Below are 24,289 nucleotides of genomic sequence, written 5' to 3' on the forward strand. Positions count from 1 at the left end.
CTTTAGTTTTTGCTTATAAATTCACTTCGAATGTTAAAACTATGTAAATTTTAATTACAAAAAACGTTTTCGCGCTCAAACACCTGCCGAAAACGTTTGCGTGTTGAAAACTTTCTGTATTTGCCACATATTCTGTAAGATAATTGCGGGTAATAAAAAATTAATATACCTTTATTTGTAAAATAATAATTTACTTTTTTTTCGATGAAGAGAAAAATAACCCTTAAACAAATTGCAAAGGAATTAGACGTATCCATTTCTACAGTTTCAAAATCATTGCGCAACAGCCCCGAAATAAGTGAAGATACCCGCCTTAAAGTGCAGGCTTTTGCCAAACTGTATAACTATAAGCCCAACAACATAGCGTTAAGCCTTAAAAACAAAAAAACCAAAACTATAGGGATTATTATTCCTGAAATTGTGCACCATTTTTTTGCCACCGTAATCAGTGGTATAGAGCAGGTAGCCAATGAAAACGGATATAATGTTATTGTGTGCCTTTCCAACGAATCTTTTGATAAGGAGGTGATTAATATGGAAATGCTTGCCAATGGCAGTATTGATGGTTTTGTAATGTCATTATCCAAAGAAACACAACTCAAGAAAGACTTCCACCATATAGTTGAGGTAATAAACCAGGGGATGCCTGTAGTAATGTTTGACAGGATTACAAATGATGTTCTTTGTGATAAGGTTATTATTGACGACCGCCTTGCAGCTTATGATGCTGTGGAATTTTTAATAAAAAAAGGATTTAAAAATATAGGACTTGTTACTACTGTTGATTATGTTAGCGTAGGCAAACTGCGAACAGACGGTTATATTGACGCTTTACAGGGCCATGATATGGAGGTGAGGGAAGATATGATTGTAAAGATAGAAGATATAGACAACTGCGCTTCTAAAATTGAAAGGCTGCTGCAGGAAAAAAAGCCACAGGCTATTTTTGCTGTAAATGAGCTTTTTGCAGTAACCACTATCAAATTGGCAAATAAAATGGGGCTTAAGGTTCCTGATGATATTTCGGTTATTGGATTTACAGATGGAATTATATCGCAATTTTCAACCCCTACTATAACTACGGTTAGCCAAAATGGTATAAAAATGGGCGGCCGTGCTGCTAAAATGCTTATAGAAAGGCTGGAAATGGAAGAAGAAAACGAGCAGTACAAAACCGAAGTAATTGAAACAAACCTTGTAGAGAGAGAATCTACGGCAACGTTGTAGTTGGGTTTAATATATTGATTTACAGTTTTTTGTAAATTTAAAATTCGGCTTCAGTGCCGGATTTTTTTTGCTTTGAGGTAAACAACCGATTGAAAAACCATTTATATTTGTCCTGATTATCAAAGCTTATAACTTCACTTCGCACAATAAGTTTTTGATAAGCAGTAAACGCGCTTATCGTAATATGAACATTAAAATACGATAATGGAAAAGCGTAGATTAGGTTTCTGGGAAATCTGGAACATGAGTTTTGGTTTCCTGGGGATACAAATGGGTTTTGCACTGCAAAATGCCAACGCAAGCCGCATACTCCAGATTTTTGGTGCCGATGTACATGAACTGTCATGGTTTTGGATAATTGCCCCTTTAATGGGCCTTATAGTCCAGCCTATTATTGGCCATTACAGTGATAATACATGGGGCCGGTTCGGCAGGAGGAAACCTTTCTTTTTAGTAGGTGCTTTGCTCGCTTCGGTAGGTTTGATATTAATGCCGCAGGCTGATATATTTATTGCATTTATGCCAGCACTATGGGTAGGGGCAGGAATGCTGATGATTATGGATGCCTCCTTTAATATTGCCATGGAGCCTTTTCGTGCACTTGTGGCAGATAACCTGCATACCGACCAGCGTACCCTTGGTTTCAGCGTACAGACTGCATTAATCGGTTTTGGTGCAGTAGTGGGCTCATGGCTGCCTTATGTTTTAACCAATTGGTTTGATATACCTAATACCGCCCCCAATGGTAGTGTACCGCAAAATCTTATATGGTCATTTATAGTAGGTGCAGCCATACTGGTTATAACAATACTGGTAACCATTTTTACTACTAAGGAATACTCTCCACAAGAACTGGCTTCTTTCGAAGAGGGGGGTGGCGCAGGGCTAGTGCCCGTTAAAGCTAAGCTTACAGATATTTTTACCGATTTCAGGAAAATGCCTGAGACTATGAAGCAGCTAAGCTGGGTACAGTTTTTTTCCTGGTTCGGGCTTTTTGGCATGTGGGTGTTTACAACCCCGGCGCTTGCCCACCATATTTATGGCTTGCCCATAACCGATACTAAAAGCCAGGCTTACCAAAATGCAGGTGACTGGGTAGGGGTATTATTTGGTGTGTATAATTTTGTATCGGCCATTTTTGCCTTTTTCCTTCCTGTAATAGCGGCTAAAATCGGCAGGAAGAAAACGCATGCCATATCGCTTATTATCGGCGGTGTAAGCCTCATCTCGCTTTATTACATGCCCAATGAATATTGGGCAATACTCCCCATGATTGGTATAGGCATAGCATGGGCAAGTATACTCGCTATGCCCTATGCTATACTTGCAGGATCTATTGCGCCAAGAAAAATGGGGGTTTACATGGGTATTTTCAATTTTTTTATTGTAATACCGCAAATTGTTAACGCTTTAATCGGTGGGCCAATTGTAAAATACCTTTATAATGGCAACGCTATGTATGCTATTATTACAAGCGGAGCCAGCTTTATTATAGCTGCCTTGCTGGTAGCTAAGGTAAAAGACGTTGACGATACAAAATTAAAACCCGGAATATCATAATTTAATGAAACAAAAAGCATTTATATTCGACCTTGACGGGGTTATAGTAGATACAGCAAAATACCATTACCTGGCATGGAAAAAAATAGCCGATGGGCTGGGTATAAACTTTACGCATGAGCATAATGAACTGCTAAAAGGTGTAAGCCGTGTCCGTTCGCTTGATATTATCCTGGGGCTGGGTAAAGTTGAGGCAGCGCAGGAAGATAAAAACAAGTGGCTGCAGGAAAAAAATGAGGATTACCTTAATTACATCCACCACATGACAGCAGATGAGATACTGGAAGGAGTAGAGCCTGTACTTAGTTTTCTTAAAGAAAACAATCAGCTGATAGCATTGGGTTCGGCCAGTAAAAATGCCAGGCCTATACTGGAAAAAGTAAATATACTGCATTATTTTGATGCAATTGTAGATGGCAATGATGTAACCAATGCCAAGCCCGACCCTGAGGTTTTTTTAAGGGCATCCCAACTATTAGGCAAGCCCGCAGAAGAATCTATAGTTTTTGAAGATTCTGTTGCCGGCATACAGGCAGCCAACATTGCCGGAATGATAAGCATAGGGATAGGGGATAAAACCATATTGAACGAGGCAAAGTACATTTTTGCAGGCTTTAATGAAATAAATACTGAATTTTTACAAACATTAGTAAATAATTAAAATGAACCAGGATTATATAATACCGGATAATTGGTCGATAATAGAAGAAGGATTTGAGGCGGAAAGGGTAAAATCGTCAGAAAGTTTGTTCAGTATTGGCAACGGTGCAATGGGGCAGCGTGCCAATTTTGAAGAAAGTTACTCTGGCAGCACCTTTCAGGGCAGTTATATTGCAGGCGTATATTATCCTGATAAAACTAAAGTGGGCTGGTGGAAAAACGGTTATCCAGAATATTTTGCAAAGGTTTTAAACGCCCCTAACTGGATTGGGATTGATATAGTAATAAACGGGGAAAGCCTTGACCTGAATAACTGCCGTGAAGTTAAAAACTTCAGGAGGGAGTTAAATATGAAAGAGGGTTGGTATGGGCGTTCTTTTAATGCAGTACTTCAAAATGGTACAGAAGTGGCGGTTAATGCCAAACGTTTTCTTTCTCTGGTTACAGATGAGCTTGGAGCTATTAAATATGAAGTTACACCAATTAACGGAGATGCCAAAATTATCTTTAAGCCTTATGTTGACGGTGGTGTAAAAAATGAAGATGCCAACTGGGAAGAAAAGTTTTGGGAACCATTAAAGGTAGAACATTCCGGAAATGACGCTTTTGTTGTGGCAAGAACTTTTAAAACCCACTTTACAGCAGCTGCATTTATGCACAATAGCATCCTTCTTAACGGGAGTGAAACAGGCCTTACGCCTGAGCATACAGAAGAAAAAGAAGATAAGGTACAGTTTGGTTATACGGTAAGTGCAGTGAAAGGGGAAGCAGCAGCCATTATTAAATTTGGGGGTTATACCGTATCGCTAAACCATGCTGAAGATAGACTTGTTGACGCAGCTAAAGAGGTAATAAATAATGCGGTTGCCAAAGGTTTTGATGCCTTACTGGAAGAGCAGAAACAATCATGGGCATCAATATGGGAAATGGCAGATATTACTATTGATGGTGACGTTAAGGCACAACAGGGTATCCGCTTTAATATATTCCAGTTAAACCAGACCTATTTAGGTAAAGACCCAAGATTGAACATAGGGCCGAAAGGCTTTACAGGTGAAAAATATGGCGGCAGTACCTATTGGGATACTGAAGCATACTGCATACCTTTTTATATGGCTACCAAAGACCAGCAGGTGGCACGAAACCTTTTAACGTACAGGTATAACCAGTTGGATAAGGCAATTGAAAATGCTGCCAAGCTGGGCTTTACAAACGGTGCAGCCCTTTACCCAATGGTAACCATGAATGGTGAGGAATGCCATAACGAATGGGAAATAACCTTTGAGGAAATTCACCGTAATGGGGCCATAGCATTTGCTATTTATAACTATTACCGCTTTACAGGCGACTATAGCTATATACCTGAAAAAGGGCTTGAGGTGCTTATTGGCATTGCCCGATTTTGGCAGCAGAGGGCTACGTATGCATCCCAAAAAGGCAAATATGTAATATTAGGTGTAACAGGGCCTAATGAATATGAGAATAATGTAAACAATAATTTTTATACCAATTACATAGCTAAATGGTGTATTGATTATACTGTTGAGCAGATTGCGAATGTAAAAGAGAAGTACCCTTTGGATTATGAGCGTATAATGGGCAAAGTTGCCTTAAATGCGGAAGAGGTACAAAAATGGAAAGAGGTTGCTGATAATATGTACTTCCCGTATTCGGAAGAGCATGGGGTTTACCTTCAGCAGGATGGTTTCCTGGATAAGGAACTTATACCTGTAAGCGAACTGGACCGTAGCCAGCGCCCGATAAACCAAAAATGGAGCTGGGACAGGATATTGCGGTCATGCTATATTAAACAGGCAGATGTATTGCAGGGTTTTTATTTTTTTGAAGACCATTTCAGCAGGGAACAGCTTGAAAAACATTTTAATTTTTATGAGCCGTTAACAGTGCATGAGTCTTCCCTTTCGCCATGTGTACACTCTATACAGGCAGCAGTACTTGGCAATATGGAGCAGGCTTATACTTTTTATTTAAGGACATCGCGCCTTGACCTTGATGATTATAACAAAGAGGTTAAGGAAGGCCTGCATATAACGAGTATGGCCGGTACGTGGATGAGTATTGTGGAAGGCTTTGGGGGAATGAGGGTTAAAAACAATACCCTGCATTTTGAGCCGAAAATACCACAGCAGTGGAATGGCTATTCGTTTAAAATTAATTTCAGGAACCAGATACTTAAGGTTTCTGTACAGCCGGGTGAAACCAGGTTTACGCTTGAAGGCGACAGGGAACTTACCGTTTTTGTAAACGGCAGGCAGGTAAAAGTGGAGCCTAATACGTTGGTAACTGTATAATAACCCGCCCTGCCGGCAAAAGGCGGGGCATTATTTTTTTAAAATGAAAAATATTTTCTTCATGTTGCTGCTTTGCAGCACCTTTTCTTTTGCGCAGGTTAGCAAAACAGAGCCGCCATTTTGGTATGCCGGTATGCATAACCCTGAACTGCAGGTAATGTTTTATGGTAAAAATATTGCACAATACAATCCGGCAGTTTCAAATGGTATAGTAATTAAAAATGTAGTTAAAACAGAAAATCCAAATTATGTTTTTGTAACTATAGATACAAAAAATGTAAAGCCGTCTGAAATTGAATTTTCTTTTAAAAACAGTAAAGGCAAAACAGTATTTAAACGGCCCTACAGCATAAAAAAGCGTAGGGAGAATTCCGCTATACGTGAAAGTTTTGATTCATCGGATGTTATTTACCTTTTAATGCCCGACCGTTTTGCAAATGGTAATACAGCTAATGATAACCATAAGGAAACTACTGAAAAGGCAGACAGGAATAATAATTTCGGCAGGCATGGCGGTGATATAGAAGGTATAATCAATAACCTTGATTATATTGAAGAACTTGGTGCCACGGCAATATGGAGTACCCCTTTGTGTGAAGACAACGACAGCAGGGGATCCTACCACGGTTATGCGCAAAGCGATGTATACAGGATAGACCCACGCTATGGCAGCAATGAAGATTACTTAAAACTTTCGGCTGAACTGAAGAAAAGGGATATGAAGCTGATAATGGACTATGTAACCAATCATTGGGGTTCGGAGCACTGGATGTATAAAGACCTGCCCACTTATGATTGGGTACACCAGTTTCCCGGTTATGCACAATCCAACTACAGGATGACAACGCAGTTTGACCCCAATGCATCTGATATTGATACAAAATATTGTCTGGATGGCTGGTTTGTAAGCTCAATGCCTGATTTGAATCAGTCTAACCCGTTGGTGCTTACCTATCTTATCCAAAATGCGATTTGGTGGATTGAATATGCCGACCTTGACGGCTTCCGTGTAGATACCTATTCCTACAATGACAAGGAAGGTATAGCCAAATGGACAAAAGCCATTACTGATGAATATCCATACTTTAATATAGTTGGCGAAGTTTGGATGCACGACCAGGCACAAATGGCCTATTGGCAAAAAGACAGCAAAATTGCTGCAATACAAAGTTATAACTCTTACCTGCCAAGTGTTATGGATTTTACTTTACATGATGCTGTAGGTTCTGTTTTTAATGAAAGCAACCCGTCGTGGAATGATGGCATGATTAAAGTATATGATAACTTTACCAACGATTTTTTATACCCTGATATAAATAATGTTTTGGTTTTCCTGGAAAACCATGATACAGGCCGCTTCAATGAAATTTATAAAAACGATTTCAATAAGTATAAGCTCGGTATGGCACTTATTGCTACGGTAAGGGGTATTCCTCAAATATATTACGGTTCTGAAATAGGAATGGCTGGGGATAAAGGTAAAGGCGATGGCGATATTCGCCGTGACTTTCCCGGAGGCTGGCCGGGCGATGCCAACAATGCATTTAGCAAAAGCGGGCGCAATGCCGGGCAGCAAAAATATTTTGAGTTTACTTCTAAACTCTTAAACTGGAGAAAAGGCAAAGAGGTTATCCATAACGGTAAAACTACCCATTATCTGCCGGAAAATAACGTATATGTATATTTTCGCTACAATGACAAGGAAACGGTTATGGTAGCTATAAACAACAGCGATAAGGCACAAACGCTGGGTACAGCACGTTTTGACGAGAGCATTAAAAATTATACATCGGGTAAAAATGTACTGGACGATAAAAATGTAAATCTTTCCAAAGAAATCAGCATGGAGCCAAAATCCGTAATGATACTGGAACTTCAATAATATACTATGAAAAAAATAATTTTATTTGGGCTATGCCTGTCCCTGCTTGCTTCCTGTAAAAAGGAAACTGAGCAAAAAGATACTGTAAAAGAAGAAGCTCTGGCGCCTGTGAGCGATGCCATGATGGAAACCGCAGTTATTTATGAAGCCAACATCCGTAATTATTCGCCAGAAGGGACTTTCAAGGCTTTTACCAAAGATATTCCGCAATTAAAGAATTTGGGAGTTAAAGTAATATGGCTGATGCCTGTGTATCCTATTTCACTTAAAAACAGGAAAGCTACGGGAGAACTTTCGATAGAGGATATAAAAGACCCTGAAGAACGCAAAAAATATTTAGGCAGTTATTATGCTATTTCAGATTATACTGCTATTAACCCGGATTTAGGTACACTACAGGATTTTCAGGAACTGGTTAAAACAGCACATGATAACGGTATGTATGTTATCCTGGACTGGGTGGCCAACCATACCGGCTGGGACCATAAATGGATAACTGAACACCCTGAATATTACCATAAAAATGCAAAAGGGGAAGTTACGGACCCCTTAAATCCTGAAACAGGAGAAAGCTGGGGCTGGACTGACGTAGCACACCTTGATTATCGCAGCAAGGCGTTATACGAACCGATGAAAAACGAAATGCTGTATTGGGTAAAGGAGCAGGGTATTGACGGCTTCCGTTGTGATGTGGCCGATAATGTCCCTACAGAATTCTGGCAATATGCCATTCCTAAACTGGAAGAGGTTAAGCCTTTATTCATGCTTATGGAGTCTAATAAAGATTATCTTTTCAATGGTATTTTTGATATGGGATATGGCTGGGAAGCCCACCATATGATGAATGATATTGCAAAAGGAAAAAAATCGGTTACGGACTGGGATGCCATGATGCGTAAAATTGACACTGTTTATAAGGAGCAGGATATAATGATGAACTTTACATCGAACCATGATGAAAACGCCTGGAATGGTACAGAGTATGAAAGGCTTGGTAATGGTGCGGAAGCATTTGCAGTTTTAACCTATGCTATGAAGGGAATGCCGCTTATATATACCGGGCAGGAATATGATTTTAACCGCCGCCTTAAGTTTTTTGAAAAGGATGAAATAACAAAAGATAAAGGGAAAATGTATCCTTTATATGAAAAATTGGGTCAGCTTAAAAATAATAATCCTGCGCTTAACGGAGGCAAAAACCCTGCGTCGTATAAAAGGATTGAAACATCGGATGACAGTAATATACTTGCATTTGAACGTGAAAAAGAAGGCAAAAAGGCAATTTATATAGCAAACCTAAGTAGTACAGCAAAGCAGTTTACTGTAAATGCTGAAGGCAACTATATAAACGGCATAACAGGAGAAAAAATAAAACTTGAAAAGGGGCAGCAATGGAATGCTGAACCCTGGCAATATTGGTTATTGGTGAATTAAAGCCTTTAATAATATATTAAAAAGCATAAGCCTTAAGGCTTATGCTTTTTTGTTTTTAACTTTACCAAAATTATAAAAATGCATAAGCTTTTAAAAATAGGGCACAGGGGAGCAAAGGCACATGTTGCGGAAAATACGTTGGAATCATTTGCAAAGGCTCTTGAGATGGGTGTTGATGCTATTGAACTTGACATTCACGTTTGCGCCACCGGAGAACTTGTAGTTTTGCATGATTTTACTGTTGACAGGACTACAGATGGCAGCGGTGAAGTAGGCAAATTATCCCTAGCGGAATTAAAAAGCTTAAAAGTAGAGCATAAATATGCCATACCAACCCTGGATGAGGTTCTGGAACTGACGGGAAATAAGTGCCTGATTAATATTGAAATGAAAGGCAGGCATACTGCCAGGCCCCTGGCTGAATTTTTAAGGAAGTGTGTAAAAGAAAAAGGTTACACTTATACTGATTTTATAGTTTCAAGTTTCCAGAGTGAGGAGCTGGAAATAATAAGCAATTTAAATCCTGAAGTGCCGCTGGGTATACTTACACAGGCCAGTGTTGCACAGGCTATGGAATGGGCTAAGGAATTTAATGCAAAGGCCATACATCCTCATTTTACATTGCTTACAGAAAGCAATATTGAAAAAGTAAAAAATGAGGGTTATAAAATTTTTACATGGACAGTTAATGAAGCCGAAGATATAGAGCGAATGAAAGTTTATAGTGTGGATGGAATAATATCTGATTACCCCGAAAGGTTATGAAAAGATATGATGTAATAATAGCAGGCGGTGGGGCCGCAGGTTTTTTTACTGCAATTAATATTGCAGAAGCTGTTTCAGGGTTAAAAATAGCTATACTGGAAAGAGGAAAAGAAGTGCTTTCAAAAGTCCGGATTTCAGGTGGGGGCAGGAGTAATGTTACCCATGCCTGTTTTATACCTGATGAATTGGTAAAATTTTACCCCCGTGGCGAAAGGGAACTGAAAGGGCCATTTAACCGCTTTTGCAGCGGCGATACTATTGAATGGTTTGAAAGGCATGGTGTAGAACTGAAAACAGAAGAAGATGGACGTATGTTTCCGGTTACTGACAGCTCTCAAACTATTATAGATTGCTTCTTGCAGTCAGCAAAAAAAAATAATATTGATATACTGACAGGCGAAAGCATACAATCAATCTTTAGGGCTGATGATAAGTGGAAAATACAAACACAAAATGAAACCTATCTTGCCGATAATCTTGTTATGGCAACGGGCAGTAACCCTAAAATATGGGATTTACTTGCAGGGCTGGGGCATACTATAACTGCGCCGGTACCATCATTGTTTACTTTTAATATAAAAGATGCAAGGATTAAAAACCTTATGGGTGTTTCGGCTCTTGCAACAGTAGCAGTAAAAGGGACAAAATTAAATGCCTCCGGCCCTTTGCTTATAACACATTGGGGTATGAGCGGCCCCGGAATATTAAGGCTTTCGGCTTGGGGAGCAAGAGAACTGGCAGGCAGGAATTACCAGTTTACTCTACAGGTTAACTGGCTGAATGATATTAGCTTTGAGGAGTGCATTGAAAAACTCCGGGGACTAAAACATGATAATGCCAAAAAAGCAACCGGTAAAAAATCACCTTTTGATTTTCCTAACCGTTTGTGGGAAAGTATGGTTGTTGCTTCGGGTATAGATACTGAACTGCGCTGGGCAGATGTTTCGGGCAGGCAGTTGGACGCCCTGGCGGGGCAATTAGTAAAAGCAGAATTTCAGGTTAATGGAAAAAGCACATTCAAGGATGAATTTGTAACAGCGGGAGGAATTAACCTTAAAGAGGTTAATTTTAAAACCATGCAAAGCAAACTGCATGATTCGCTATACTTTGCAGGTGAAATACTGGATATTGATGCCATTACAGGTGGCTTTAACTTCCAAAACGCGTGGACAGGCGGTTACATAGCAGCACAAAGTATAGCTGATGCCTATTTATCTGTTTAGCCACCATATAGAAGCATTTAATACCATAGCAAAGCTAACCCAAAGCAAGTAAGGTATTATAAGCCATGCTGCAGTTTTATGTACTTTATTAAACTGTATAAAGGTTTCATATATCATCAGCCATAGCAGTACTATCTCTATCAGCGCAAGCAGCGGATTTTGCAATCCAAAAAATAATATCGACCACAAGGCATTAAGTGCCAGTTGTATTCCAAAAAACAAGAGTGCTTTTTTAACGGTTGCTTTATCGTCGTCTATTTTTGCCCATACCAGCCCGGCAGCTATACCCATAAGTATATACAAAGTAGTCCATACAGGTGCAAAAAGCCAGTTAGGCGGGTTAAAGGAAGGCTTTTGTATTGTGGTGTACCATGTGGTTACACTTTCGCGGGTTACCTCACCTGATATATAGCCTACTGCTACGCAGGTTACTACCATTACCAGTATTTTGCTGATTTTAGACATGGGTTTGCTTTTAGTTCTTCAAATTTACAAAACAGCAGCCAACCTTAATCTTTATATTTTTATAAAAGTTATCTTTGCCAAAAAATAGATATGTTTACAGAAAAGGATTTTATCCCTTCTGGTTATACAGCAAAAGCTGAAAGCGGAAGTTTTGAGTGGAGTGCGCCAAGCAACATAGCGCTTGTAAAATACTGGGGCAAAAAGGATAACCAGGTGCCTGCCAACCCTTCTGTTAGTTTTACACTTAATAACTGCAAAACGATTACAAAACTGGCTTTTGAAAAAAAGGCGGATACAACTTCTTTTTCATTTGACTTGTTTTTTGAAGGAAAACCCAAGGAGAGCTTCAAGCCAAAAATCGAAAAATTTTTCAGCAGGATTCATCAATACCTGCCTTTTTTAAAGGAGTATCATTTTACCATTACTACACAAAATACCTTTCCGCACAGTTCGGGTATAGCATCATCCGCATCCGGTATGGCTGCACTGGCTGTTAACCTTATGAGTATAGAAAGGCTTTTAAACCCTGAAATGAGTGAGGATTATTTTAACAGGAAGGCATCATTTTTGGCGAGGCTTGGCTCAGGAAGTGCCTGCCGCAGCATTAAGGGTGAAGTTGTAGTATGGGGCGGCCATAATGAAATTGAGGATAGTTCCGATTTATACGGCGTGCCTTTTAATGATGACATTCATGAAGTTTTTAAAAACTACCAGGATACAATATTGATGGTAGATAAAGGTGAAAAGCAGGTTTCCAGCACAGTGGGTCACGACCTTATGCATGGGCATCCTTTTGCGCAGCAGCGTTTTGCACAGGCGCATCATAATCTTTCACATATAAAGCAGCATCTTATAAGCGGAAATCTTGAGGGTTTTATACAAATTGTAGAGAGTGAGGCACTTACACTGCATGCAATGATGATGACAAGCATGCCGTATTTTATTTTAATGAAGCCAAATACGCTTGAAATAATCAATAGGGTATGGGGTTTTAGGAAAGAGAGTGGCCTGCCGGTTTGTTTTACGCTTGATGCCGGGGCAAACGTTCATGTGCTTTATCCTGAAAAGCATAAAACAATAATTTTGGAATTTATTAAGAATGAATTAGTTGGCTATTGCCAAAACAGTCAGTACATTTGTGACGAAATTGGTAAAGGTGCTCAAGAAGCCTAAATAATAAATTTTAACATTTACCGTTTTTTATTTACCTTTATATAAAATTAATCCTATAATGAAAGGACCACTATTTTACTCTAAAATACTGCTTTTTGGAGAGCACGGTATAAACAAAGGCTCCAAAGGGCTATCTATTCCGTATAATTTTTACAATGGCGGTTTAAGGGTAGATGATACTGAAACTGCACAGGCCAAAAAATCCAACCAAAGCCTTAAAGGTTTTGTGGAATATCTGGAGAAAATGCAGGAAGAAGAGCCGGGGCTTGTTACTTTTGACCTTGACACCCTCAGGCTTAATGTAGAGGCAGGAATGTATTTTGACAGCAGCATCCCGCAGGGGTATGGTATAGGAAGCAGCGGTGCGCTTGTAGCGGCGGTTTATGACCAGTATGCCAATGATAAAATAACGGTTCTTGAAAGCCTTACTCAGGAAAAATTATTAAAGCTGAAAAAAATATTTAGCAAAATGGAGGCTTATTTTCATGGTACAAGTTCAGGGTTAGACCCTTTGAACAGTTACCTTAGCCTGCCGATACTTATTAATTCGCATGACAGTGTAGAAGCTACCGGCATACCAATGCAAAACCTTGAGGGCAAAGGGGCAATTTTCCTTTTAGACTCAGGTATTGTAAAGGAAACTGCACCTATGGTACAGATATTTATGGAAAGCCTTAAGGATAAAGGTTTCCGTACTATGATTAAAAACCAGTTCCTTAAATATACAGATGCCTGCATAAACGACTTTTTACACGGCGATGCCAAGTCACTGTTTAATAATACCAAAAAACTTTCAAAAGTTGTATTTAACAACTTTAAGCCGATGATACCGGAACAGTTTCATGAACTTTGGCAAAAGGGCATTGAAAGCAATGATTATTACCTTAAACTATGCGGTTCCGGAGGAGGTGGTTATATCCTGGGCTTTGCACCCGATATTGAAAAAGCAAAAGAATCGCTGAAAGGGCATAAGCTGGAAGTGGTTTACCAGTTTTAATAAACCTGTAAACCTAACGTTTATGGCATCAAGGAAAACAAGGTTAATCCTGATGAAAATACTCAGCCTGTTTTCTGTGGTGCGGGGTTATAACATTCCTGTTATAGCTTTGGCGCAATATCTTTCGGCCATATTTATACTTGATAGGGAAAGCCGTGCACTTGATGTTATACTTGACAGGAACCTTTTCCTTATTGTGCTGGCCTCATCCTTAACCATTGCTTCGGGATACATAATCAATAATTTTTACGACTCAGGGAAAGACCTTATCAACAGGCCACAAAAGTCAATGCTGGACAGGCTGGTTAGCCAGCAAACAAAACTTCATGTTTATTTCGGGCTTAATTTTTTAGTGGTGCTCCTTGCTTTTTTAGTTTCCTGGCGTGCTGTATTTTTCTTTTCGGGCTATATATTCCTTATATGGTTTTACTCGCATAAGCTTAAAAAATATCCGGTTATAGGTAACCTTACCGCAGCATTGCTGGCAGTACTTCCTTTTTTTGGTATATTGATGTACTTTAAAAACTTTTATGAGGTAATATTTGCACATGCTACATTTTTATACCTGCTTATACTGATAAGGGAACTGATAAAGGATTTGGAAAATATTCAGGGTGACCTAGTTAATAACTACAGGACAATACCGGTAATGTTTGGCGAAAAAACGTCAAAAAAAATTATAACACTACTCACATTTTTAACCGTTATACCCGTTTACCTGCTTATAGAAGAATATGATGTGGGGTATATGGATATTTATTTTTATACGGGTATGGGTGTAATAATATATTTTTTAATTGCTTTGTGGAAAGCAGAAACCCGCCAGGAATACCTAAAGCTTCATAACATACTTAAATTCCTTATAGTAGCCGGGGTATTCAGTATAGTACTGATAGAGCCATCAGTATTAGTTCATGGCAGGAAACTATTGTCGGTTATTTAATACTATCTTTGCAAAAAATAAAGCAGATGAATAACAGGAGAGGAAATACTTCCGGTAGGGGGAGTAACGACAGGAGGAAAGGCAGTGAGCCCTCAAAGCCAAAAAATAAAACGAGGAAACCAAATACTTCTGTTAAGAGTAATGTGGGCGATTCTAAAAGTGAAGGATATTCCAGGAAACCTGCTGATAAAAAAGCTTATACAAAGAAAACTACAGTGCCAAAACCTGAATCTAATGAAATGCGCCTTAACAAGTATATTTCAAATTCAGGAATGTGTTCGCGCAGGGATGCAGATATATATATACAATCGGGCAATGTAAAAGTAAACGGCGTTGTTGTAACCGAAATGGGTTATAAAGTTAAACTAACCGATAAAGTGGAGTTTGACGGCACAACCATCACGCCTGAAAAGAAAGAGTATATACTGCTTAACAAGCCTAAAAACTTTGCAACGTCTGGAGATGGTGAAAAGGGTATGCGCAGTGTAATGGAACTGGTGCAAAATGCCACTAAGGCGCAAATACAGCCTGTTGGCCGTATGGACAGGAACACAACCGGCCTGCTTATATTTACCAATGATGTAAACATGGTAAGGAAGTTTTCCCAGCCTAACCAGAAATCATTTAAAATTTACCAGGTTTCACTGGACAGGAACTTAAAGTTTGAAGACCTTGAAAGTATTTCCGGAGGTGTAACGCTGGATGGGCATAAACTTTTTATTGATGAAATAAGTTATATAGACAATGAACCTAAAACTGAAATAGGTTTAAAGTTGCGTACCCCAAATGTAAAGGTGGTAAGGGCTATTTTTGAGCAGTTTGGCTATAATGTGCTGAAAGTTGACCGTGTATTTTTTGCAGGGCTTACCAAAAAAAACCTGCCCCGAGGCAACTGGCGTTTTTTAACAGAGCAGGAGGTTATAAACCTTAAAAATATATAAACAAAAAAGTCATTCTGAACAGAATGACTTTTTTGTTTAATTGAGTCCTCTTTTCCTAAGTAAAGGTTCTATAGAAGGTTCTGCCCCACGAAAGCGTTTGTATAATTGCATAGGGTCGGCAGTGCCTCCTTTTTCCAATATATTGCTTCGGAAGGAAGCTGCGGTTTTGGCATCAAATAATGAAGTGGTTTTAAATGCTTCAAAAGCATCGGTGTCCAGCACGCCTGACCATATATAACTATAATACCCCGCCGAATATCCTCCGTTAAAAATATGGTTAAAGTAGGTGCTCCTGTATCTTGGTATTATAGCGTCTGTCAGGCCTATTTTTTCCATTGCCTCCTTTTCAAAAGGTACTACGTTTTGTGTAAGAGGCTCTTTCAGGGTGTGGTAATTAAGGTCAAGGTAGGAAGCTGCCAGATACTCCACAGTGGCAAACCCCTGATTAAAGGTGGCAGCTTTCTGTAATTTTTCTATAAGCTCATCAGGTATTGTTTCACCAGTATTATAATGTTTGGCATACATTTTTAAAACTTCAGGCTCTGCAGCCCAGTTTTCCATAATTTGCGAAGGCAGTTCCACAAAATCGGTAAATACACTTGTGCCCGAAAGGCTTTCATACTTAACGGTTGATAGCAAGCCGTGCAGGGCATGCCCAAATTCATGGAAAAATGTAGATGTTTCATCAAATGTAAGCAATGCAGGATTGCCGCCCGTAGGTTTTGAAAAATTACATACAATAGATATTACAGGTGCCACGCGCTTTCCATCAACAATTTTTTCCTTTCGGTAAGACGTCATCCACGCACCTCCTTTTTTAGAGGCCCGCGGGAAGAAATCCATATACAGCAAGCCAAGATGCTGCCCGTCTTTTTCAGTTACTTCCCATACTGTAACATCTTCATGGTATTTTGGTACATCTTTAAGTTCTTTATATTGCAGGCCATAAAGCTTCCCGGTAACTTTAAATATGCCATTACGAACATTATCAAGACTAAAATAAGGCTTTAATTCCTGCTCATCTAGGTCAAAGCGTTGCTGCCTGATTTTTTCGGTATAATACCTCCAGTCATAAGGCTGAACTTCGCCTTTATAGCCGTCGTTGTTTAGCAGTTTTTTAATATCGGCTTCTTCCTCTTTTGCTTTCTTAAGAGCTGGTTCCCATATTTTATCTAAAAGTTGATATACATTTTCGGCTGTTTTCGCCATTCTTTCTTCAAGAACATAGGCGGCGTGGCTTTCATAGCCCAGTAATTTCGCCCTTTCATTCCTAAGGTTGGCAAGCTGTACCAGGTTTATGCGGTTATCATGCCTGTCTCCGTTATTGCCGCGCATTTGGTAGGCATTCCAAATTTCTTTGCGCAGCTCCCGGTTATCTGCATATTGCAGGAAAGGCATAATGCTTGAATTATGGAGTGTAAATACCCATTTGCCTTCCTTACCTCTTGCTTTTGCTTCTTCGGCAGCTGCTTCAATTACGTCCTGGGGCAAGCCTGCCAGGTCTTCCTTTTTGGCTATAACAAGTTCATAGGAATTGTTTTCAGCCAGTACATTATCACCAAATTTTAATGACAGCACCGAGATTTGCTCATTGATTTTTCGCAGGCGTTCTTTATCGGCATCATTAAGGGCGGCACCATTACGAATAAAATTCTTGTATTTTTTTTCAAGGAGCTTTGCCTGCGCCGCATTCAGCTTAAGGTTAATCTGGGTGTCCCATATAGCTTTAACCCTGTTAAAAAGTTTTTTATTAAGGAAGATATTTGAAGTATGCCCTGAAAGCTCAGGAGCCATTTCCTGTGCCAGTGCCTGCAATGTATCATTAGTATTGGCTGAATTAAGGTTGTTCATCAGGGTAGTTATCCTGTTTAAAAGCGAACCTGCATTTTCAAAAGCTTCAATAGTATTTTCAAAGGTTGGCTTCTGCGTATTGTTGGCTATCGCTTCCAGTTCATTTTGGTGTATGTTTATAGCCTCGCGTATGGCCGGCTTGAAATGCCTGCTTTCTATAATGTGAAAGGGGGGTACTTCATAAGGTGTTTCATAAGCTGCAAGCAAAGGGTTGTTTTCTCCAATGGTTTCTGCCTTATTTTCTCTTTTACAGGACATAACTAAAGTACAGGTTATTGATATTAATAATATTTTCCGGGTTTTCATTAACTGTAATATTTGTGAAAAAGTAAAGTTATCCTAAAAGGTTTTAATAATCAAGGGCGGATACAAAAATCCCGGCTATCACGCCGGGATTTTAATTAAGCATTAAGTGCTTCAACTTTTATTTCGTGGTCATTAAGCATGTCCTTCAGCATGTTTTCAATTCCGCTTTTCAGGGTAAAGGTAGAGGATGGACAGCCGCTGCACGCCCCCTGTAATATAACCTTAACACGTTTTTCCTTTTCATCATAAGAATCAAAGGCTATATTGCCACCATCTCCGGCTACGGCCGGTTTTACATACTCTTCCAATATATTTATAATACGTTGTGACGTAACATCGAGAGAATCAAAATAAGCTTCCTGCTGCTTTTCATTTTGTGGCATTTTCTCTATCAGGCTTTCGTCAATAACAGTATTGCCGTTTTCAATATATTCCCTTATGAACGACCTGATTTCAGCAGTAACTTCATCCCATTCGTTCACTGCATATTTTGTAACCGATATATAGTTTTCATCAATAAATACCTCTTTAACAAACGGGAATTTAAAAAGTTCTTTAGCAAGCGGCGAAGCTGCCGTTTCATCTATATTTTTAAATTCAGCGGGAGTTTTGGAAAGTAACTTGTTGGAAACAAACTTTAATACTGCCGGGTTAGGGGTTGTTTCCACATATATAGTTGAAGGGACTTTTTTCTTTGCGCCGGCCTCTTCAGTAATTATTTTTCCGCCATTGTTTACAAACTCCTCAATTTGCTTTGCTACTTCTTCCTGCACATCTTCCCACTCAACAATAGAATATTTTTCTATAGCAATAAAGTTGCCCGATATATAAACCGTTTTTACAAAGGGCAGGTAAAATAATTGCTTTGCCAGTGGTGAATTTGCTGTTTCATCAATGTTTTTAAATTCAATATTTCCGCTTCTTGCTATAAAGTCACTGAATTCAAATTTCAGTATAGCAGCATTTTGGGTATTTTTTATAGTAACAGATTCCATTGTTTTAAATTTTTCACAAAAATACTATAAAAAAATGTAGCCAAACAGGGTAGGGAATTTGGCTAAACAATTGTTTTTTATAAATATTAAGTTACTAAAATCATTAAAATCAGGAAATTTTGTTATTTTTCTAATTTTAGCATATAAAGTATTGATGAATATTTATATTTGATACCTGATATTCTGTAACAAAAATTTTAGAATATTTTAAATTTTTATAAACATAGCTATAAATTAAAACCTGCTATATGAAAAGACTACTACTTTTATTCTTTTTATTGTCTGCTGTTTCTTTTTCGTTTGCCCAGTCAAACATTTCTGTTTTTACCACAAATCCTGATAATACATATGAGGCAGGGGAGGAGCTAAGCTTTTCTATAATTGTGGTTAATAACGGGCCCCAGCCTGCTACCAATGTGCGGGTAAATTATCCTATACCTACAGGTATGGTAATACCCACGGGTATAAAAAAATTCTGGTGGTCAGGAAGCAATGGTTCAATGGGTACTAATAACCCCCTTAATAATACAGTTGCCACACTGGGTGTTAACCAGTCGGTTACATATACTGTACACATAAGGATACCCAATTCATATACAGGTACATTACCATTGCCAACAGTAACATATAAAAGTGTTGCCGATATTGAGGTTGTAAATACAAATAACCAAACAGAATACGTGCCGGGACAGGTGGTTAATTATACAATAACCGTTACTAATAACGGCCCTGAAAAAGCTACTATGATTAATGTTGGTAACCCGATACCGCTGGGTATAACTAATTTTTCCTGGACGGGCAGTAATGGTTCATCGGGAACAAACGTGGCTTTATCTAATAACATAGCACAGATAGCAGTTGGCGAAACCGTTACTTATAATATAACTTTGCAGGTTCCTACTACATTTACGGGAAACCTTACAAGCCAGGTAAATGTTTCCAGTACTAACATTACCGATCCTGTACCAGGCTGTACGCAATGCGTTGATACAGATACGCCAAAAGCAAGCCCACAAGCTGACCTTGTGGTTGTAAATACAAATAACCAGGTTAATTATACACCGGGAGGTTCATCAACCTATACCGTTACGCTAACCAACCAGGGGCCGGATCCTGCGCGTGATGTAGAAATTAACAATACTATACCGGCAGGTATAGATTCTTTTATCTGGACGTCCAGCACAGGTACTACAGGAACCGAAGTGGATTTATTCCAGAATATACCTGTATTGCAGGCCGGCGAAACAATTACCTATACAATTAACACAACATCTGATGCTGCTTACAGTGCGCCTATTATAAGTACTGTAACTGTTACATCAACCACTACAGACCCCGAACCTGATTGTGTTGCATGTACAGATACAGATGTTTCCGTAACATCGTCGGATATTGTTGTTGTAAATACAAACAATCAATTATCTTATACTGCCGGGGGGCAGTCTGTATATACAGTAGAAGTTACCAATAACGGCCCTGCTGATGCAGTTAATGTAACGGTTTCGGGAGCTATACCAGCAGGTATAACTTCTTTTTCATGGACGGGTGACAATGGCACATCAGGCACCAATACCTCTTTGCAGGATGTAATTGCCACTTTACCTGTAGGGCAAACCATAACCTATACGGTAACGATTGATGTTCCTGCGGGTTATTCAGATGATTTCCTTGAGTTTGAAGTAACAACGGTAAATGATAATGATGATCCTGATCCTTCCTGCGGAAGCTGTAAGGATGTAGATTACAATAGTGCCAACAGTGCTGATATAGTGGTTGTAAATACAAACGGCCAGCAAAACTATACTCCCGGCACTGCATCGGTTTATACTGTAACGGTTACAAATAATGGCCCTGCTGCTGCGCAAAACGTGCATGTGCAAAATGCAATACCTCAAGGCATAACACAGTTTTCATGGGTTGGCAGTAACGGCTCATCAGGTACAAATGTTGCACTTGATGATACCATAGCGGCACTTGCCGCAAGCCAGACTGTAACCTATACTATTACATTACAGGTTCCAGTTGGTTTCGAGGCAGACATTACAAGTGAAACTATAGTAGAAAGTGCCACAGATCCTGATGCTTCCTGCGCTGCTTGTATTGATACCGATACATTAGAGCCAACCGCTGATATAGTGGTGGTAAATACAGATGATAAAACATTTTATATACCGGGCACCGATTCGGTTTATACTATAACTGTAACTAATAATGGCCCAACTGCGGCTCAAAATATACAGGTAGATAATGCTATTCCTACGGGTATTACCTCATTTTCATGGACAGGAAGCAATGGTTCATCAGGTATTGACGTAGCCTTGTCAGATAATATTGCAGCACTTGCAGTAGGGGAGTCAGTAACTTATACGGTAACTATAGCGGTACCTAATAGCTTTACAGGTTCATTAACCAGTGAAACGGAAGTAACAAGCGGTACGCCCGACCCGGATACAACTTGTGCCGGGTGTATAGATACAAATATAGCTGCAGATGCAGATGTTGTAATTACCCATACCCTGGCTTCAGGCAGTACATATACTGCAGGGCTTAATGCTGTTTATACCGTAACTGTAGCTAACCAGGGAACTACAGAAGCTGTAAATGTGGCTCTGCAAAATGTTCTTCCGGCTGATATTGATGCAGCAACAGTAACCTGGACAGGAAGCAACGGTACAAGCGGAACAGGCAGCCTAAACGATGTTATTGCAGTTTTAGATGCTGGCGAAACAATTACTTATCAACTAATTGTACCTGTGCCAAGCGGCTATGATCCTGCAGTAAACCTTGTTAATGTGATTAGCGCAACCAGCGATATACCAAATACAGCCCCAACGTGTACAGGCTGTACAAATACGGCCACGCCAAATCCGCAGGCAGACCTTGTAACACTAAAAACCAATTTCCAGACGGAGTATCTTAGGGGCGAAACCACAACCTACACTATTACGGTTACAAATCCGGGCCCAAGTGACGCCTACAATGTAAATGTGGTTGACATGGTGCCTTATAATATAGAATTAATGGTGTGGAGCGGCTATGCAGATGTAAACGGTTCAGGAAGCATGAATGTAACAATTCCTGTTTTGCCTGCCGGTGAAATTGCGCAATATACCGTTAAATTAAATGTTAGGGAAAATCATCCTGAATTTATACCGGGAGGCTTGCTGGTTAATGAGGTAGCCGTAACTTCTGATACACCTGATCCTAACCCTGCATGTCCAGGCTGTAAAGATACTGATGAGCCAAGAGGTAAATTTGTAACAATATCTACCACAGATTATACAGTGCCTGAACTTGTAGAGGACATAATGATAAACCAGGAATGTTCAGGCATCGAAAACCTGTCATGGGTAACTGGAAGTGATTTTGGTCAGGCACAAAGTATAGGATATTTCCATAGAAATAATTCTGATTTTCCTATTAAGGAAGGTATTATACTTCAGTCAGGTAATGTTTTGCAGGCAGGTGGGCCTAAAGTAGGTGTTGTAAGCACGCCTGCACCCGGTTGGGCAGGAGACACTGATTTGTTTAACTATATTGATGGTTTGGGTATAGATCCCGGGCTTTCAGACTATAATGATGCAACAGTACTCGAGTTCGATTTTTTACCATTAGGCAACTATATGAGTTTCGACTTTATTTTTGCTTCTGAAGAATATGGGCAATGGCAGTGCCAATATGCTGATGCTTTTGCGTTCTTTTTAACAAATACTGTAACGGGTGAAGTAAAAAACCTTGCGGTATTACCATCCACCACAACTCCTATTTCAGTATTAACCATAAGGAATAGTTTGTATAATGGTAGCTGTACATCACAAAATGCTGGAAGTTTCCACTCATATTATGGTGGTGATGTTCCTGCAAGTTTAGACCCGGCTGATGCTCCAATCAATTTCAAAGGGTTCACCGAGGTGCTTACGGCGCAATCTAGTGTAGTACCAAATCAAATGTATCATCTAAAATTGGTTATAGCTGACAGGAACGATAATATTTTGGATGCAGCAGTGTTTATAGAAAATAAATTTACATTTGGACAGCCAGAATTACCTGAAGACATATCATTCGCAAATCAAAACCAGGCTTTATGCGATGGTGAGGAATATACATTACAAGTTGATACACATGAAACAGATTATATAGTCCAATGGAAAAAAGACGGCATTATACTTAGGGACGAAAACGATGATCCGATTACGTCCAACAGTATTGTGGTTACAGAACCTGCTACTTATACTGTTTTAGCCTATCCGCTATTTAATCCTACGTGTGCACTGGAAGATGAAATTGTTATTGACTATTTACCACCAATTCCTGCAGGACAGCCTAATGATATTACAATCTGCAGCAATACGGGAGGTATGCAGTTTAACCTTGCACAAAATATCTCTGTAATAGAGGCGGGCTTAACTAGTGCCGGAGAAAATCCTGCATTTTACGATATCACTTTTTATGTTGATGAAGACCTTGCAGAAGGAGGCTATGATGAAACCAATATACCTGCTGCTGATTTGCCGAATTTTGTAGGTGCTGATGGGCAGGTTATATATGTAAGGGTGGCCGATAGGACTATTGATTGCTATATAATAAAGTCATTCACGCTTCACGCTTTAGATTGTAATGTTATAATTCAGGATCCGCAGCCAATGGCAAAATGTGAAATTGCACCTTATGATACTGTAGATGAATTTAATCTTACATTACAGGAAGCGTATATTTTAAACGGGCTGGATTCTAATGATTACACTATAACATACCATTATACTTCTGCGGATGCAAATATGCAGTCAGGCCCAACTATCCCAACGCCTTCTGCATATCAGGGCACAAACGAAGTTGTATATATACGTGTGGAAAATAAAGCCTTACCTGCAGCCTATGCAGTTACACAGATGCAGCTTATTGTAACGCCTCAGCCTGATGTTGATGACATAGCCGATGTTACTGTATGTAGTGCTGACGGGTATGTGCTGCCTGTACTTACTTCAGGTGCATATTATACCCAGACAAACGGACAGGGTACTATGCTGGTTGCAGGTGATATTGTAACAACTACACAAACTATTTATGTATATGAGAAACAGGGTACTGCTCCTTATACCTGCCAGGATGAAAAAGATTTTACTGTTACAGTGGTTAACAGCCCTGTAGCGGATGTTTTAACAGACCAGACAGCGTGCAACAGTTATACGCTTCCTGCTTTAACAAGCGGTGATTATTTTGATCAGCCGGGTGGTTTGGGCAATATGCTGTCGGCAGGAGATGTAATTACTTCAAGCCAGACTTTATATATATATGCCCAGGCAGGCAGTGTGCCTTGTACAGATGAATCAAGTTTTGATATTACAATAGTGCCAAATCCGGTAGCGGATGTTTTACCTAATGTAACACAATGCCTTCAGTATGAACTTCCGGCATTAAATGCTGGCAATAACTACTATACTGCAACAAATGCTGGTGGTACTATGCTTTCGGCAGGAGATATCATCACAACTACCCAGGACATTTACATTTATGCTGAGACGGGTACTACGCCGAACTGCACTGATGAGAGCATG

The 24,289-nt window shown here is 39.5% G+C and carries 16 protein-coding genes; 13 read left to right on the forward strand and 3 right to left on the reverse strand.

The window, feature by feature from the left end; genetic code table 11:
- Positions 1-204: 204 nt before the first annotated feature.
- The 8 genes from GSF09_RS09355 to GSF09_RS09390 all read left to right on the forward strand — a co-directional run bounded on the left by GSF09_RS09355 (position 205) and on the right by GSF09_RS09390 (position 11,063).
- A complete protein-coding gene (locus tag GSF09_RS09355; RefSeq protein WP_159800685.1) occupies positions 205-1,227 on the forward strand; it encodes a LacI family DNA-binding transcriptional regulator in 1,023 nt (340 codons plus the stop codon).
- A 204-nt stretch (positions 1,228-1,431) separates the two neighbouring features.
- Entirely contained in the window at positions 1,432-2,787 is a 1,356-nt protein-coding gene (locus GSF09_RS09360; RefSeq protein ID WP_159800686.1) for an MFS transporter, read from the forward strand.
- A 4-nt stretch (positions 2,788-2,791) separates the two neighbouring features.
- The gene (gene pgmB / locus GSF09_RS09365; RefSeq protein ID WP_159800687.1) at positions 2,792-3,448 is read left to right on the forward strand and encodes a beta-phosphoglucomutase; all 657 of its coding nucleotides are present in this window, start codon (positions 2,792-2,794) and stop codon (positions 3,446-3,448) included.
- A 1-nt stretch (position 3,449) separates the two neighbouring features.
- Positions 3,450-5,759, forward strand: a complete 2,310-nt coding sequence (locus GSF09_RS09370) for a glycoside hydrolase family 65 protein (protein WP_159800689.1) — start codon at positions 3,450-3,452, stop codon at positions 5,757-5,759.
- A 43-nt stretch (positions 5,760-5,802) separates the two neighbouring features.
- A complete protein-coding gene (locus GSF09_RS09375; protein WP_159800691.1) occupies positions 5,803-7,641 on the forward strand; it encodes a glycoside hydrolase family 13 protein in 1,839 nt (612 codons plus the stop codon).
- Positions 7,642-7,647: 6 nt separating this feature from the next.
- Positions 7,648-9,075: an alpha-amylase family glycosyl hydrolase gene (locus GSF09_RS09380; protein WP_159800693.1), complete on the forward strand. Its 1,428-nt coding sequence runs from the start codon at positions 7,648-7,650 to the stop codon at positions 9,073-9,075.
- Positions 9,076-9,153: 78 nt separating this feature from the next.
- Positions 9,154-9,840, forward strand: coding sequence for a glycerophosphodiester phosphodiesterase family protein (locus GSF09_RS09385; RefSeq protein ID WP_159800695.1), 687 nt, complete (start codon positions 9,154-9,156; stop codon positions 9,838-9,840).
- The gene (locus GSF09_RS09390) at positions 9,837-11,063 is read left to right on the forward strand and encodes an NAD(P)/FAD-dependent oxidoreductase (protein ID WP_159800697.1); all 1,227 of its coding nucleotides are present in this window, start codon (positions 9,837-9,839) and stop codon (positions 11,061-11,063) included. Before GSF09_RS09385 ends, GSF09_RS09390 begins: the two co-directional genes overlap by 4 nt.
- Here GSF09_RS09390 and GSF09_RS09395 read toward each other — a convergent pair.
- Positions 11,052-11,528 carry a TspO/MBR family protein gene (locus GSF09_RS09395; protein ID WP_159800699.1) on the reverse strand — a complete coding sequence of 159 codons (477 nt, stop codon included), beginning with the start codon at positions 11,526-11,528 and terminating at the stop codon, positions 11,052-11,054. The genes GSF09_RS09390 and GSF09_RS09395 overlap by 12 nt on opposite strands.
- A gap of 90 nt (positions 11,529-11,618) precedes the next feature.
- On the opposite strand from GSF09_RS09395, the gene mvaD reads away from it, so the two are divergent.
- Genes mvaD through GSF09_RS09415 form a run of 4 tightly spaced genes read left to right on the forward strand, consistent with a single transcriptional unit; the run spans position 11,619 to position 15,582 of the window.
- Positions 11,619-12,701 (forward strand): diphosphomevalonate decarboxylase, encoded by a 1,083-nt coding sequence (gene mvaD, locus GSF09_RS09400; protein ID WP_159800701.1) that lies wholly within the window; start codon positions 11,619-11,621, stop codon positions 12,699-12,701.
- Between the two features lie 58 nt (positions 12,702-12,759).
- Positions 12,760-13,698 (forward strand): mevalonate kinase, encoded by a 939-nt coding sequence (locus tag GSF09_RS09405; RefSeq protein WP_159800703.1) that lies wholly within the window; start codon positions 12,760-12,762, stop codon positions 13,696-13,698.
- Between the two features lie 22 nt (positions 13,699-13,720).
- Positions 13,721-14,641, forward strand: coding sequence for a geranylgeranylglycerol-phosphate geranylgeranyltransferase (locus GSF09_RS09410; protein WP_159800705.1), 921 nt, complete (start codon positions 13,721-13,723; stop codon positions 14,639-14,641).
- A gap of 26 nt (positions 14,642-14,667) precedes the next feature.
- On the forward strand, positions 14,668-15,582 hold the full coding sequence (locus tag GSF09_RS09415) for a pseudouridine synthase (protein ID WP_159800707.1): 915 nt from the start codon (positions 14,668-14,670) through the stop codon (positions 15,580-15,582).
- Positions 15,583-15,618: 36 nt separating this feature from the next.
- On the opposite strand, the gene GSF09_RS09420 is transcribed toward GSF09_RS09415, so the two are convergent.
- Positions 15,619-17,691, reverse strand: a complete 2,073-nt coding sequence (locus tag GSF09_RS09420; protein WP_236564872.1) for a M3 family metallopeptidase — start codon at positions 17,689-17,691, stop codon at positions 15,619-15,621.
- A 143-nt stretch (positions 17,692-17,834) separates the two neighbouring features.
- Positions 17,835-18,734 (reverse strand): NifU family protein, encoded by a 900-nt coding sequence (locus GSF09_RS09425; RefSeq protein WP_159800711.1) that lies wholly within the window; start codon positions 18,732-18,734, stop codon positions 17,835-17,837.
- Between the two features lie 248 nt (positions 18,735-18,982).
- On the opposite strand from GSF09_RS09425, the gene GSF09_RS09430 reads away from it, so the two are divergent.
- The coding region (locus GSF09_RS09430) for a choice-of-anchor L domain-containing protein (protein ID WP_159800713.1) at positions 18,983-24,289 on the forward strand (5,307 nt) is incomplete at its 3' end.

Origin of the sequence: Flavobacterium sp. MK4S-17 (genome assembly GCF_009848495.1) — a bacterium.
Taxonomy (GTDB): Bacteria; Bacteroidota; Bacteroidia; order Flavobacteriales; family Flavobacteriaceae; genus Flavobacterium.